This is a genomic window from Rhizobium sp. A37_96, from assembly GCF_053521765.1.
Genome location: NZ_JBNWDS010000001.1, coordinates 78,901 through 92,653 on the forward strand (window position 1 = coordinate 78,901; position 13,753 = coordinate 92,653).

The 13,753-nt window shown below is 62.0% G+C and carries 13 protein-coding genes; 7 read left to right on the forward strand and 6 right to left on the reverse strand.

What is annotated here, in order from left to right:
• Positions 1-89 precede the first annotated feature (89 nt).
• Together ACQZ6J_RS00415 and ACQZ6J_RS00420 are read left to right on the forward strand one after the other, a co-directional pair.
• A complete protein-coding gene (locus tag ACQZ6J_RS00415) occupies positions 90-1,034 on the forward strand; it encodes a carbohydrate kinase family protein (RefSeq protein ID WP_449081149.1) in 945 nt (314 codons plus the stop codon).
• A 46-nt stretch (positions 1,035-1,080) separates the two neighbouring features.
• Complete coding sequence (locus ACQZ6J_RS00420; protein WP_449081151.1) at positions 1,081-2,007, forward strand: pseudouridine-5'-phosphate glycosidase; 927 nt, start codon at positions 1,081-1,083, stop codon at positions 2,005-2,007.
• Positions 2,008-2,120: 113 nt separating this feature from the next.
• On the opposite strand, the gene trpS is transcribed toward ACQZ6J_RS00420, so the two are convergent.
• Both trpS and cckA read right to left on the reverse strand, forming a co-directional pair.
• Complete coding sequence (gene trpS / locus ACQZ6J_RS00425; protein ID WP_449081153.1) at positions 2,121-3,140, reverse strand: tryptophan--tRNA ligase; 1,020 nt, start codon at positions 3,138-3,140, stop codon at positions 2,121-2,123.
• A 223-nt stretch (positions 3,141-3,363) separates the two neighbouring features.
• Entirely contained in the window at positions 3,364-5,982 is a 2,619-nt protein-coding gene (cckA, locus tag ACQZ6J_RS00430) for a cell cycle histidine kinase CckA (RefSeq protein WP_449081155.1), read from the reverse strand.
• A 288-nt stretch (positions 5,983-6,270) separates the two neighbouring features.
• Between cckA and ACQZ6J_RS00435 the strand changes: the two genes are divergently transcribed.
• Positions 6,271-7,224, forward strand: coding sequence for a flagellar biosynthetic protein FliO (locus tag ACQZ6J_RS00435; protein ID WP_449081157.1), 954 nt, complete (start codon positions 6,271-6,273; stop codon positions 7,222-7,224).
• A gap of 95 nt (positions 7,225-7,319) precedes the next feature.
• Here ACQZ6J_RS00435 and dksA read toward each other — a convergent pair whose 3' ends face one another.
• Complete coding sequence (gene dksA / locus ACQZ6J_RS00440) at positions 7,320-7,739, reverse strand: RNA polymerase-binding protein DksA (RefSeq protein WP_163990968.1); 420 nt, start codon at positions 7,737-7,739, stop codon at positions 7,320-7,322.
• Positions 7,740-8,020: 281 nt separating this feature from the next.
• Here dksA and ACQZ6J_RS00445 point away from each other — a divergent pair, with 281 nt between their 5' ends.
• The 4 genes from ACQZ6J_RS00445 to ACQZ6J_RS00460 all read left to right on the forward strand — a co-directional run bounded on the left by ACQZ6J_RS00445 (position 8,021) and on the right by ACQZ6J_RS00460 (position 11,853).
• Positions 8,021-8,512, forward strand: coding sequence for a SixA phosphatase family protein (locus ACQZ6J_RS00445; protein ID WP_449081159.1), 492 nt, complete (start codon positions 8,021-8,023; stop codon positions 8,510-8,512).
• Positions 8,513-8,633: 121 nt separating this feature from the next.
• On the forward strand, positions 8,634-10,109 hold the full coding sequence (locus tag ACQZ6J_RS00450) for a YcjX family protein (protein ID WP_449081161.1): 1,476 nt from the start codon (positions 8,634-8,636) through the stop codon (positions 10,107-10,109).
• Positions 10,106-11,197, forward strand: coding sequence for a YcjF family protein (locus ACQZ6J_RS00455; RefSeq protein WP_449081163.1), 1,092 nt, complete (start codon positions 10,106-10,108; stop codon positions 11,195-11,197). The genes ACQZ6J_RS00450 and ACQZ6J_RS00455 overlap by 4 nt, the downstream gene beginning before the upstream one ends.
• Positions 11,198-11,301: 104 nt before the next feature.
• The gene (locus tag ACQZ6J_RS00460; RefSeq protein ID WP_163990959.1) at positions 11,302-11,853 is read left to right on the forward strand and encodes a hypothetical protein; all 552 of its coding nucleotides are present in this window, start codon (positions 11,302-11,304) and stop codon (positions 11,851-11,853) included.
• A gap of 69 nt (positions 11,854-11,922) precedes the next feature.
• On the opposite strand, the gene folK is transcribed toward ACQZ6J_RS00460, so the two are convergent.
• From folK to folP, 3 genes are all read right to left on the reverse strand, one after another.
• Complete coding sequence (folK, locus tag ACQZ6J_RS00465) at positions 11,923-12,444, reverse strand: 2-amino-4-hydroxy-6-hydroxymethyldihydropteridine diphosphokinase (protein WP_449082712.1); 522 nt, start codon at positions 12,442-12,444, stop codon at positions 11,923-11,925.
• Positions 12,434-12,805, reverse strand: a complete 372-nt coding sequence (folB, locus tag ACQZ6J_RS00470; protein WP_163990957.1) for a dihydroneopterin aldolase — start codon at positions 12,803-12,805, stop codon at positions 12,434-12,436. The genes folK and folB overlap by 11 nt, the downstream gene beginning before the upstream one ends.
• Positions 12,806-12,866: 61 nt before the next feature.
• The gene (gene folP / locus ACQZ6J_RS00475; protein ID WP_449081166.1) at positions 12,867-13,736 is read right to left on the reverse strand and encodes a dihydropteroate synthase; all 870 of its coding nucleotides are present in this window, start codon (positions 13,734-13,736) and stop codon (positions 12,867-12,869) included.
• Positions 13,737-13,753 lie beyond the last annotated feature (17 nt).

The window sequence follows — 13,753 nt, forward strand, 5'->3', positions numbered from 1 at the left end:
CTTCCCAGACACTTACGGATCCGGGGCGATTAATTCGGACGTGCCGTTGCCCTGCCCGATTCGTCTTTCCGATTGCTGAGGATAACCATATGGCGAAGAAGATTCTCGTTCTCGGCGGCGCCCATATCGACCGGCGCGGCCGCATCTTCGGCGAGACGGCGCCCGGCGCCAGCAATCCCGGCGGATGGTTCGAGGAACCCGGCGGCGGCGGTTTCAACGCAGCCCGCAACCTTGCGCGTCTCGGCTTCGACGTCCGGCTGATCTCGCCGCGCGGCGGCGATCCTTCAGGCGAGATGGTGGCGGAAGCCGCCAGCCATGCCGGCATCGACGATCGGCCCTTCGTCTTCCTCGACCGCAAGACGCCGAGCTATACCGCGATCCTGGAAAATGACGGCAATCTCGTCATCGCGCTTGCCGATATGGAGCTCTACAAGCTGTTCGTTCCGAGGCGGCTGTCGATTCGTTCCGTCCGCGACGCTTTCGACGATACCGACCTCGTTCTCTGCGACGCCAATCTGCCGGCCGAGACTTTGGCCGCGATTGCGGCAAGAGCCGCCGCATGCGGCAAGCCCGTCGCCGCCATTGCGATCTCGCCCGCAAAAGTCGTGCGGCTGAAGCCGAGCCTTGCCGGCATCGACCATATGTTCCTCAATGAGGCCGAAGCCGCCGCGCTGACCGAAAGCCGCCCGGAAGATCCGCGCGAATGGATAAGCGCGTTGCGCGCGCTCGGCCTGCGCAATGGCGTGATCACCCGCGGCAAGCGCGCGCTGATCGCGTTCTCGCGCGATGCCGTCGTCAGCCTGCAGCCGCCCGTCGTCGATAATGTCGCCGATGTCACCGGGGCGGGAGATTCCCTCGCTTCCGGTGTTCTGTCCGCTTTGCTTGCCGGCCACGATCTCGCGGAAGCCGTCCGCCACGGCGCTGCCGCCGCGGCGATCACCGTGCAGTCCCCGTATGCCACGGCAGAAAATCTCTCTCCGGAACTGCTAAAGACAACCTTGGCCCTTGTTCCCAAGGCCGAAATTCTGTCATGAAGCCTGTTCAAAACGCGTATACTGTTTCAGTGAATTGGAAACGACAATGACCCAGCCTATCTCGCCACTGCTTCCGATCTCCTATTCGAAGGAAGTCGCCGCCGCCAAGCTGCGCGGCGCACCGCTCGTCGCCCTGGAATCGACTATCATCACCCACGGCATGCCCTATCCCGGCAATATCGAGATGGCCCGCAGCGTCGAGCAGATCATTCGTCAGGAAGGCGCCGTTCCGGCGACCATCGCCGTCATTCACGGCACCCTGCATATCGGTCTCGAGCCGGAAGAACTGGAAGCATTGGCCAAGACGGAAGGCGCCATGAAGGTCTCGCGCGCCGACATCGCTTTCGCGATCGCCGAGCGCCGCACCGGCGCCACAACCGTTGCCGCCACCATGATCGCCGCGGCCCGCGCCGGCATCAAGGTGTTCGCCACCGGCGGTATCGGCGGCGTGCATCGCGGCGCAGAAGAGAGCTTCGATATTTCGGCCGACCTCGAAGAGCTTTCCCGCACCGGCGTCATCGTCGTGTGCGCCGGCGCCAAGGCGATCCTCGACATTCCGAAGACGCTCGAAGTGCTGGAAACCCGTGGTGTTCCGGTCGTGACCTATGACAGCACCGAGTTCCCGGCCTTCTGGTCGCGCTCTTCCGGCCTCGCAAGTCCGCTGACGCTGAACAGCCCGGCCGCCATCGCCAATTTCCAGACGACGCGCGAACAACTCGGCATCGATGGCGGCATGCTGATCGCCAATCCTGTGTCGGAAGCCGCCGAAATCCCGCGTGAGGAAATGGAAATCTATATCCAGCGCGCCATCGACAGCGCCGAGCGCGACGAAGTCTCCGGCAAGGCCGTGACGCCTTATCTGCTCGGCACCATCTTCGACATCACGGAAGGCCGCAGCCTCAAGACCAACATCGCGCTTGTCGAGAACAACGCACGTCTGGCCGCCGAAATCGCCGTCGCTCTGGCCGAATAATCAGAGCGTCGCACTATCTCATGTTGGAATACGGCCTGGCGTTTCCCTGAAACGTCAGGCCGCTTTCGTTTCTGTTCCGGACAGAAAGGTCTCGTTGCCTTTCCGCGGAATGCTCAATCCAGGGTAAACAGGCCCAAGGCGGATCGCAGCTCCGCAAGCGTCGCCTGCGTCCGCTCCCTTGCCTTTCGCGTACCCTCGCGCACGACGTCCATGACATGGTCCGGCGCGGCGGCATAGCGCGCGCGCCGCTCACGGATTGGCGCGAGCAGCGTTTGCAGCACCTCTTCCAGATGTCTCTTCAGGGTAACGTCGCCGAGGCCGCCGCGACGATAATGCGCCTTCATGTCTTCGACCAATTGCCGGTCCTCGCAGAAGGCATCGAGATAGGTGAAGACGACATTTCCCTCGACTTTTCCGGGATCGCTGACGCGCAAGTGGTCCGGGTCGGTATACATGCGCCGCACCGCGTCGCTGATATCATCAGGCGATGCCGAGAGCGGAATGGTATTGCCCTGGGATTTGCTCATCTTCGCTTTTCCATCGACGCCTGGCAGGCGGCCCACACGCGGCACCATGGCCTCGGCCTCGACCAGAACATTGCGCCCGATCTGCCGGTTGAGACGGCGGACGATCTCATTGGCCTGCTCGATCAATGGTGCCTGATCCTCGCCGACGGGAACGACCGTCGCCTTGAAGGCGGTGATGTCGGCCGCCTGCGCCACCGGATAGCAGAGAAAGCCGGCTGGCACGTCCCGTTCGAAACCGCGCATCTGGATTTCTGTCTTGATCGTCGGATTGCGCTCCAGTCGGCTGACCGTGACGAAATTCAGATAGAGCAGCGTCAATTCCGCCAGCGCCGGCAGGGCGGATTGAACGCAGATCGTCGTCAGCGCCGGATCGATGCCGACAGCGAGATAATCGATGGCGACTTCGAGAACGTTTCGACGAACCTTTTCGGGGTCATGGGCATTGTCCGTCAGCGCCTGCGTATCCGCCAGCAGCAGGAACTGCCGATGGCTTTGCTGAAGCGCGACGCGGCTTTTCAGCGACCCGACATAATGACCGAGATGAAGCGGACCGGTGGTCCGGTCGCCCGTCAGGATGACGGGACGGGTATCGATGGGGGAAAACATTTTGTTGCTCCGCAAAAGGAGCCGCCGCAATCGGGAAGGAAGACGGAAATGGACATGCCTGCCGATCACGGCGGCAGGGTCGATTTCAAGACATGACGACTGCCGCTCCTAGATGGAGCGCCACCACATAAGGGAAATGGGCTTGGCAATGTCGATCATGCGCAGTGGGTAGCACCTTTTTGCTACGATCGGCAACATGCAGGGACGAAAATCGTCCCTTCGCCTATTTCTTGTCCAGCGTCTCGCGCACCACGACGGCAAGCTGCTTTAGCGAGAATGGCTTCGGCAGGAAGCCGAACTGCGCATCCGCCGGCAGATTGCGGGCAAAGGCGTCCTCGGCATAGCCTGAAACGAAGATGAACTTCATATCCGGATATTTCTTGCGCAGTTCCCGCAGCAATGACGGTCCGTCCATTTCAGGCATGACGACATCGGAGACGACGACATCGACCTGGCCGTCGAGTTCGTCCATGATGTCGAGCGCCTCGACGCCGGAGCCGGCCTCGTAGACGGTGTATCCGCGCGTTTCCAGCATGCGCTTTCCGCCGCGGCGCACCGCCTCCTCGTCCTCGACGAGGAGCACGACCGCGGACTTGCCGGTCAGATCGGCCGGCTCTTCCGGCGGAGCCACCGCCGCGACGCTCTGGTCCATGGCAGCGGCACCCCGGCCTTCCGGCGCTTTCGCTTCCGTTACGGCGGGCATTTCGACAATGTGCCGCGGCAGGAAGATGCGGAAGGTCGTTCCTTTGCCCACTTCCGACTCCGGCTGGATATAGCCGCCGGACTGCTTGATGATGCCGTAGACCATTGCAAGGCCGAGGCCGGTGCCCTTGCCCACTTCCTTCGTCGTGAAGAAAGGCTCGAAAATCTTGTCCATGATTTCAGGCGCAATACCCGTGCCGGTATCGCTGACTTCGATGAGAACCATGTCCTCATGCGGCAGATAGGCATAGTTGAAGGCACTGACATCGGCCGCAAGCAGATTGCGGCTGCGCAGCGTCAGGGTGCCGCCGCCGGGCATGGCATCGCGCGCGTTGACGCAAAGATTGATGAGTACCTGCTCGAACTGCGACAGGTCGGTCTTCACCGGCCAGAGATCGCGGCCGTAGTCGACGTCGAGCTTGACGTGCGTGCCCGACAGCAGCCGGTCCACCAGCATGCGCAGATCGCCGATCACATCGGTCAGGTTGAGGATCGTCGGCCGCATCGTCTGCTTGCGCGAGAAGGCGAGCAACTGCCGCACCAGCACCGCCGCGCGATTGGCGTTGCGCTTGATTTCCATAAGATCGGCGAAGCTGGCATCGGAGGGCCTGGCCTGCAGCAGCAGATGGTCCGAAGACAGAAGGATCGCGGTCAGCACATTGTTGAAGTCGTGCGCGATACCGCCTGCGAGCGTGCCGACGGCATTGAGCTTCTGCGTCTGCGCCATCTGTGTCTCAAGCGCCTTCTGCTCGGTCACTTCGACGGCATAAACGATGGCAGCCTCCTCCGGCGCCTCGTCGGTCTGGTCGATGACGGCGTTGACATAGAAGCGGAAATGCCGCGTGTCGTCCTTCGGATTGCGGGAGTCGATCGGCGGAATATCGCCCTGCCGATCCTTTGCTGCAACCAGCGCCTGCTGCAGCCGCGACCGGTCGCTGTCATTGACGATGGTCTCTAGCGCAGCTCCACGCTCGATATCATCACGCGAAACCAGATCCGCGAAGAGCTTCAGGAACGGCGCGTTCGTCCGCAGGATGCGGCCGTTGCCATCGACGGAAGCGATCGCCATGGGCGTATTGTTGAAGAAGCGGCTGAAACGCATCGCGGCCGCGGAAGCGGATTGCTCGGTGCCTGCACCGCTCTGCCGGGTCAGGACGATGGTGCGGCTCTCGCCGGGAGCACCGTCGCGCATCGACGTGACGCTGTGAACGATCTGCACCGGCAGGCTCTGGCCATTGGAGCGGCGCAGATCGAGATCCAGCGTCACCGTCTTCTTCAATCCGGGTTCAGCCTGAACGGACTGGATCAGCGCCAGCCCCTCGCCGGCCACGAGATCGCCGATGGTCATCGAACCCGGCACGAACTTCGTCAGATCGAAGCCCAGCCATTCGGCAAGCGTCGCATTAAGATAGAAGATCTCGCCTTTGCGGCCGGCGGAAAAGAAGCCCGCCGGTGCGTGATCGAGATAATCGATCGCGTTCTGCAGCTCCTTGAAGAAGCGCTCCTGGTCGTCACGCTCGGAGGTGATGTCTGTAACCTGCCAGATATGCAGAATTTTGCTGCTGCCCTGTTCCGGCGGCAGCACACGCGCCTTCAGCCGATACCAATGCGCCCCGTTGCTGTTTCCGTCCGCAGGTCCGAGCGAGTTCAGCAGGCGGAACTCCTCGGATCCCTCCTTGCCGTCACGCAGACCGTTGGCAAGACGATAAAGAGCCTCATTGGATTCACGATTGCGCGACAGCAGCATTTCCAGCGACTGCACCTCCGTCGCCTTCGTGGCGCCGGTCAGCCGTCCATAGGCCGTGTTGGCGTAGACGATGCGCCCCTTTTCATCGGTGATCAGCGTCCCGTCCGGGTGGCTGTTGAGAAACGAGCGCGCCAGGCTGTCGGACTGCGGCTGCGGCATCACCTCGACGAAACCGATGATCGAGGAAACCAGGAAGAAGATGCCGACCATGGCAAGAATGCCGAGGCCGCCGAGCACCGCCTCATTGTCGAGCTGGCTCTTGAAGACGACGAAGGCCGCGGCCGCGGCCATGAGAACGAGCGCAAGCAAAATGATGCGCAGCGCAGTTCCCGAACGAACTCCGCGATCCACCAGCGGCACGCTATACTCGTCGGACGGACGCTGCTTCGTCATAAACCCCTCGTACCAGCCGTTCTCCTTGCGACATGTCATACACGTTAGGGATCGCGGGAGTCGGACCTTTCGAATCTTCTTTATCAATTTGCGTCATCGGCAAAAAGCTTTGCCGGGCCAGAAAGGCTTGAATTCACAGGCAATAGCGCACAACGGACTGCAATCTCTTCTTGTCTCCGGCCCAATCCTGTTCATATGATCGCCGCATATGAGAGGCAAGGTCAAAGCAACTACTCGCCCTGGTTGCAAACAGACCGCGACATCGGGACAATTACGGAGTATCTCGACATGTTGGACGACATCGCCGGAGCCTATGGCAGCCGTTTCTTTCTCGCAGCCGGTGGGGTTGGCATTGCCCTTCTCGTCCTGATCGGCATCCTGTGGATCCTGCGCAGCCGGGCGCCCTCTCCCTTCGTGCGTGGCGGCAAGAACCGCCAGCCCCGGCTGCAGGTGCTGGACGCCGCCGCCGTCGATGCCCGCCGCCGCCTCGTGCTCGTCCGGCGCGACGGGATCGAACATCTGATCATGATCGGCGGCCCCACCGATATCGTGATCGAGTCCGGTATTTCCGACGCCACGCGAGCAGGCGCCGCCGCAACGCCCGTCGAGATTCCCGTCGCATATGAAAATCCGCAGCAACTCCAGAAAAAGACACCCGAGCTTGATACTCCTCCGGTCGCGCTTCCACAGCGTCGGCAATCCACGGAGGACAAGATCGAAGCCTATTTGCGCACCGAGCCGACCGTTGCACCCGCGCCTGCGCCAGAACCGACACCGGCACCACGCATGGCCGAACGCCCGCAGCCGGCTGCAGTCAAACCGCAGCAGCCGGCTCCTCAACCCGCTCCTGCAATCAGCGAAGCCGAAGCCGCCGATATATTGGACGCCGCCCGCCAGGTCGTCCTGCCGCAGCAGCAGCCTGCTCCCGCCCGGCCAGAGCCTGTCGAGCCCGCAGTTTCCATCCCGCCCCAGCGTGCTGCGGAACCCGGCAATGATTTTCAGCGCGTGCTGGAAGCAGAAATGTCGAAGAATCTGACCGCCGAACGGATCATTCCCAATGTGACGCCGCCTAAGCAGGTGCAGCAACAGCCGAGTGCGGCACCAGCACCAGCACCATCGCAAACTCCAGGCCCGGCAAAGCGTGTCGAACCCGAGCTCACGCCGATGACCGGGGCGGACAGCGCCCTCCAGCAGGAAGTCGCTCGCATCTTCGGCGAAATGAGCGTCAGCCGCGACAAGTAGTACCGGTCGTCAAACACCGGGAATCAAAAAGGCACGAACAGCTATTCCTGTCGTGCCTTTTATTTTTGCAAGCCCTGCCGAGACCGGCAGTTCGCTTATTCGTCGCGATAAACTTTTTCGCGGCGCTCGTGGCGTTCCTGTGCCTCGATCGACAATGTCGCGATCGGACGAGCGTCCAGACGCTTCAGGCCGATCGGTTCACCCGTCTCTTCACAGTAGCCGTAAGTACCGTCATCGATACGCTGCAATGCGGCATCGATTTTCGAGATAAGCTTACGTTGGCGGTCACGAGCCCGAAGCTCGATGGCTCTGTCTGTTTCCGAAGAAGCCCGGTCGGCAAGATCGGGATGGTTTGCGCTTTCTTCTGCCAGATGATCCAGTGTTTCGCGCGCTTCTCTCAGGATATCATTTTTCCAGGCCACCAGCTTCGACCGGAAATAGGCCCGCTGGTTCGTATTCATGAACTCCTCGTCTTCCGAGGGCACATAATTGCTAAGATCGATCTTCTCACTCAACGCGATTCTCCTGAAGAACATCTCATATGGCTGGGCTGTATATCCCAACCGATAGGACCGATTCAAGCCAAATAGATGCTGTCAACTGATTTTTAAATTTGTCATAAAATTCGGCTAAGGGTCTATTTTTTCATCATTTCTTCGCCGCGATCAAATTTGCCGTGTCTGTAACCTTCGCGTGAGGCCGGCTCATTGCGCCCCTCGGACGGGTCGCGCGGCAGTTGACGGCATATGTGAACAGACGCTACGTCATTAAGGAAATCCAACTCCGGAATTTCGCCATGACCAGCATTTCGCCGCCGCCTTTCAGGATCTATCTCCTGCGTCACGCCGAGGCCCAGCAGGCTGCGCCCGGCCAGAGGGATTTCGACCGCTCCCTGAGCGACAACGGCTATGCGGCTGCGGAAATCGTCGCGGACGAAGCCGCCGACAAAGGCTACAAGCCGGACCTCGTCATTTCGTCCACGGCGCTGCGCTGCCGCCAGACCGCGGAGGCCATGCGCCGCGCCGTGACGCCCTCGACGGAATTCCGCTTTGTCGATGCCATCTATAACGGCACGCTGGACATTTACCTGTCGCTCATTGCCGGCCAGACCGATCAGGACTCGGTCATGCTCGTCGGGCACAATCCGATCATCGAGCTGACGCTCGCCTCCCTGATCGGGCGCGATGCATTGGCCGACACTCTCCCACGCGGATTTCCGACGGCCGGGCTCGCCGTTATCGACTCGTCGCCATCGGGCTGGGTTCTGACCGACTTCGTCACCGAGTAGGAACGTCCAGCAATAAGAAACGAAGAGCGCCTGCCCGATTGCAGGCGTAAACCCGCTCATCTTTTCGGAGCAAGTTTCGATCCCTATATTCACGGTCACGCTGTCACCCAGGGATCCCGCCTTGCCCCCAAGCCTGACCTCTTTTACCGACGACGCCCTGATCGCCTTTGACAATCTCGCCGATCGCGCAGCCGGCCTCGTCAATCCGACAATTCGTCTGGGCGTCACCGGCCTATCGCGTTCGGGCAAGACCGTGTTCATCTCCTCCCTGGTGCATAACCTCCTGAACGGCGGGCGTCTGCCGCTGTTCGAGCCGGTGCAATCCGGTCGCGTTTCCGCCGTTCGCCTCGAACCCCAGCCCGACGACGCCGTGCCGCGCTTTCAATACGAGGACCACATTCGCGCACTCGTCAAAGACCGCATCTGGCCGGATTCGACGCGGGCCATCTCCGAGCTGCGCATCACGCTCGACTATCAAAGCGCCAGCGGCTGGAACCGCCTGTTTTCGCTGGGGCGTCTGTCTATCGATATCGTCGATTATCCGGGCGAATGGCTGCTGGACCTGCCGCTGCTCGCCAAGGATTTCCGCACCTTCAGCGCGGAAACACTGGCACTGGCGAACACCGGCATTCGCGCCGAGCTATCGAGTCACTGGCTGGTGATGACGGATGCGACAGACGTCTCCGCGCCTGCGGACGAAATGAAAGCCCGCGACCTCGCCACCGCCTTTGCCGATTATCTGAAGGCCTGCAAATCCGACGAACGCTCGCTCTCGACGCTGCCGCCCGGCCGCTTCCTCCTGCCGGGCGACCTCGACGGCTCGCCTGCACTCACCTTCACGCCGCTGAAGCTGCCGGCAGAAGGCAGCGCGCCCAAAGGTTCGCTATGGGCCATGATGGAGCGCCGCTACGAGGCGTATAAGGCCGTCGTCGTCAAACCGTTCTTTCGCGAGCATTTCGCCCGCCTGGACCGGCAGATCGTTCTCGTCGATGCCTTGCAGGCCATCAATCGCGGCCCGGAAGCCGTGCAGGATCTCGAGCGGGCGCTGACCGACGTGCTGGCCTGCTTTCGCCCCGGCACCAACTCTCTCCTTTCCTCGCTGCTCGGCCGCCGCATCGATCGCGTGCTCGTTGCCGCGACCAAGGCCGACCATCTTCATCATGAAAGCCATGACCGGCTGGAGGCACTGACGCGCCGTCTCGTCGAACGCGCCATAGAGCGCATCGGCATGGCGGGCGCCGGCATCGACGTGATGGCCATCGCCTCGGTGCGCGCGACCCGCGAGGCCACCGTGACCCGCGACGGGCAGACGCTGCCCGTCATCGTCGGCACGCCGATGGACAACGAAACCATCGCGGGCGAGACGTTCGACGGCAATCGCAAGACGGCGGTCTTTCCGGGCGACCTCCCGGAAAATCCGCGCTGGCTGTTCGAAGCCCTTGAATCCAATGGGGCAAAAGTCCATCTGCCCGAGGTGAACGTCGTGCGGTTCCGCCCGCCGGAGCTGGACGAAACCGGTGGAGGCATCAAGCTCTCAGTGCCGCACATCCGCCTCGACCGCGCCATGCAGTTCCTGTTCGGAGACCGTCTCGCATGACGAAACCGACCGACAACGACCAGAACGGTAACCGCCGCCCCGCTGCCTTTGCCCTGGAACCCGAGGTCTCCAGAAGAGAGACGGATATCAAGGCGACCCCGCCGGCGGCGCGCAGGCCGCAAAGCTTCGATACCGATATCGTGCTCACGCCCGACGCCGAGGATCCGTTCATCAATCCCGCACTTGGCGCCGATTCCGGCGGGGACGCTATCGCCAAGCCCCGTCGCAGGGGATTCTCCTTCGGCAAGGTGGCGCTCGGCGCGCTGGGAATTCTGGTGTCGCTCGCCTTCGGCCTGTGGACGGATCAGCTCATCCGCGATCTGTTCAGCCGGGCCGATTGGCTCGGCTATACCGCTCTTGCGGTCGTGATCGTCGGCATCCTGGCCGTTCTGGCGATGGTCGTCCGCGAAACGGCCGGGATGATGCGGCTGGCGGCAGTGCAGACCATCAAGGCCGAGGCGGAAGCCGCAGCGGTCGAAACCCGGCCGGCACGCGCCAAAGCGCTGGTCAAGCGCCTCTGCTCGCTGCTCGAAGCCAATCCGGACACGGCAAGAGGCCGCGCAACGCTGAAGGCGGCGGAAGACGACATCATCGATGCGCCGCAGCTGATCGATCTCGCGGAGCGTGAGCTCCTCGGGCCGCTCGACCGCCGCGCCCGCGCACTGATTCTCGGCGCCTCGAAACGAGTCTCGGTCGTGACCGCCATCAGCCCCCGGGCCCTCGTCGATATTCTCTACGTCCTGTACGAGGCGGCGAAACTGATCCGCGCCATGGCGGAGCTCTACGGCGGCCGGCCCGGCACGCTCGGCATGGTGAGGCTGATGCGCGATGTGCTCGCTCACCTGGCCGTCACGGGCTCCATCGCCGTCGGCGACAGCATCGTCCAGCAGCTGATCGGCCACGGCCTGGCATCGAAGCTTTCCGCGCGCCTTGGCGAAGGCGTCGTCAACGGCATGATGACGGCCCGGATCGGAATTGCGGCGATGGATCTCTGCCGGCCGCTTCCCTTCAAGTCGCTCAAGAGACCGGGCATTGCCGATTTCGCCGGCGACCTCACGCCGAACGTCACCGGCCGCAATCCGACGTGATCACCCGCAAAACCAGTGTTTTAGCGTCTCGGAAACCAAGCATTAACCATTCTAGGGCAAAAGTGAGAACCAGTTTTACGGTTCCGCCTCGCTAGGGAATGTCCATGTTTTCGCGTCGATTTCTTCTTGTAAGCAGCCTTGCCGCCGCCGCCATACCGACCGGCGTCTGGGTGCAATCAGCCGACGCGGCGCCCCGCGACAAGGCCTTCTTCCAGTCGATATCCGGCGTATGGAGCGGTCCCGGCGAAATCGTGGCCGGCAAGTACAAGGGCACGAAGTTCACCTGCAACCTCACCGGCAAGCCGTCCGACGGCGGCAATGCGGGCGTCAAGCTCGACGGCACCTGCCGCGTCGGTGTTTTCCAGCAGCCGATGTCTGCGGAAATCACGCAGAGCGGCGGCTCCTATAGCGGAAAGTTCCTGGACGGCGCGGCCGGCAAGGGCCTCGACGTTACCTCGGGCACGGTCAATGACGGCACCGTCGTCCTCGGACTGAACCGACAGAAGCTCAATGGCGCCATGATCGCCCGCCTTGCGGACAGCAAGTCGATGAACGTCACCATCTCGGTGAAGGTCGGCGAACAGATGGTGCCGGTCATCGGCGTCACGCTCAAGCGCGCCGATGTCGACCAGATGGCTGTCGGGTCGATCCAGTAGTCTTCGGACATCATTTCGGGAATAGAAAAAGGCCGGCTATTTCGCCGGCCTTTTCTTTTATATCCATGGTCACGCCGTTCGCCACCAGTCACAGCTTTCATTTGCGATCTCGATGCCCTCGACATCGACGCTCTCCAGCCAGTTGCCGATTGTCCGGCCCTTCACCACAAGATCGGCCGCGAAGTCCGCAAGCGGCATCAGCACGAAACCCCGTTCCGTCATGCGCGGATGCGGGATCGTCAGCAGCGACTCGATTCGTTCCAGATCACCATAGGTCAGGACATCGATATCGATCGTCCGCGGCCCCCAACGCTCGATTCGAACCCGCTTCATCTGCCGCTCTATATCGAGGCAGACGTCCAGCAATGTCTCCGGCGCCAGGGTCGTATCGATGGCGGCGCAGGAATTGTAAAAGAAGGATTGATCCGTCTTTCCCCAGGGCGGCGTGCGGTAAAGCCGCGACACCGAAATCACCTGGCAATCGGCGCGCGCATCGAGTGTCCGCAAGGCAAGCGCCATTGCGTGGACGGGGTTGTCCAGATTGCCACCCAGGCCGAGCGTCGCGCGCACGGCCGCATCTTCAGGCGAAATGCTCAATGCTCACCTGCACGTAATCGAGGACGCCCGGAACCGGGGCATTGGGCTTGCGCACCGTGATCTTGGCGCGGCGGATACTGGGAAAACGTCGGCACAATTCCTTTGCCACATCGAGCGCCAGCGCTTCGATCAGATAGCGCCGCCGCCCGGTCACGATTTCCTCGATGACACTGAATGCGATGCCGTAGTTCACGGTGTCGTCGATCGAGTCGCGCTCCAGCGCGTCGCCCGCGTCCACATCGAGCTCGGCATCGACAAAGAAGCGCTGGCCGAGGAACTCCTCCTCGTCATGCACGCCGTGGCGGGCAAAGAAGGCGCAATTCTGCAAGGTAATGGTATATGTCACAGCGCTCATGGCGTCTCTCCGTTTCGAACAGGCACGAGGGGGTCCGAAAACCGTTCCCTGGCTTCGAGGATCAAGCTTTAAGTCTCGCGCGCGTCCTGAGAATAGCATCCGCAACCGCCAGCGCGTCCCTGTTGATTGCGACATTGTGTACGCGGAATATGGCAGCTCCCTGCAAACGCAGGATCGCATTCGTCGCGGCGGTGCCGACATCCCGATCAGGCGCATCGCGACCCGTTATGGTGCCGATAAAGCGCTTGCGGGATGTGCCCACCAGCAACGGAAGATCGAGGCGAAGCAGCGCATTGAACCTTGCCATCAATTCCAGATTCTCCTCGGCATTCTCCTTGGCGAAGCCAAAGCCGGGATCGAGCACGATGTTCTGCCTGTCGACGCCGGCTGCGGCGGCAATCTCGAGCGAGCGGTTGAGAAAGAAAATCTGGTCGTCGATCACGTCGGGCAGCTTCTGCCGGTCGCGGCCGGTATGCATGATGCAGAGCCCGGCCCCTGTTTGCGCCGCCACGTCCGCGAGATCCGGCTCGCGCTGCAGACCGAAAACGTCGTTGACGATATGAGCACCGGCTCCGATCGCCAGCCGCGCCGTATCGGCGCGATAGGTATCGACCGATATCAGCGCATCGGTTCTGCCGCGCAGGGCTTCGATGACGGGCAGCACCCGCCCCTGCTCTTCGCTGGCACTCACGGCAGCAGCGCCGGGCTTCGTCGATTCGCCGCCGATGTCGATGATGCCGGCACCCTCTTCGACGCAAGCTAAAGCATGGGCAACGGCCACCTCAACGGCCTCGTAGTGCCCGCCGTCGGAAAAGGAATCCGGCGTCACATTGACGACGGCCATGATGAGGCTCTTCTGGCCGACGTCGATGCTACGCCCATGCGCGACATGCCAGATTTGGCTGCGAAGCTCAGTCACGAACCGTCCCATCCCATTGAAATTGAAAA

Excerpts from the sequence above, each read along its gene's own strand:
- ACQZ6J_RS00420 (WP_449081151.1), top strand. The coding sequence starts at position 1,081 with ATGACCCAGCCTATCTCGCCACTGCTTCCGATCTCCTATTCGAAGGAA.
- trpS (WP_449081153.1), bottom strand. The coding sequence starts at position 3,140 with ATGTTTTCCCCCATCGATACCCGTCCCGTCATCCTGACGGGCGACCGG.
- ACQZ6J_RS00460 (WP_163990959.1), top strand. The coding sequence starts at position 11,302 with ATGTTTTCGCGTCGATTTCTTCTTGTAAGCAGCCTTGCCGCCGCCGCC.
- ACQZ6J_RS00455 (WP_449081163.1), top strand. The coding sequence starts at position 10,106 with ATGACGAAACCGACCGACAACGACCAGAACGGTAACCGCCGCCCCGCT.
- folP (WP_449081166.1), bottom strand. The coding sequence starts at position 13,736 with ATGGGACGGTTCGTGACTGAGCTTCGCAGCCAAATCTGGCATGTCGCG.
- ACQZ6J_RS00445 (WP_449081159.1), top strand. The coding sequence starts at position 8,021 with ATGACCAGCATTTCGCCGCCGCCTTTCAGGATCTATCTCCTGCGTCAC.
- folB (WP_163990957.1), bottom strand. The coding sequence starts at position 12,805 with ATGAGCGCTGTGACATATACCATTACCTTGCAGAATTGCGCCTTCTTT.
- ACQZ6J_RS00415 (WP_449081149.1), top strand. The coding sequence starts at position 90 with ATGGCGAAGAAGATTCTCGTTCTCGGCGGCGCCCATATCGACCGGCGC.
- ACQZ6J_RS00435 (WP_449081157.1), top strand. The coding sequence starts at position 6,271 with ATGTTGGACGACATCGCCGGAGCCTATGGCAGCCGTTTCTTTCTCGCA.
- cckA (WP_449081155.1), bottom strand. The coding sequence starts at position 5,982 with ATGACGAAGCAGCGTCCGTCCGACGAGTATAGCGTGCCGCTGGTGGAT.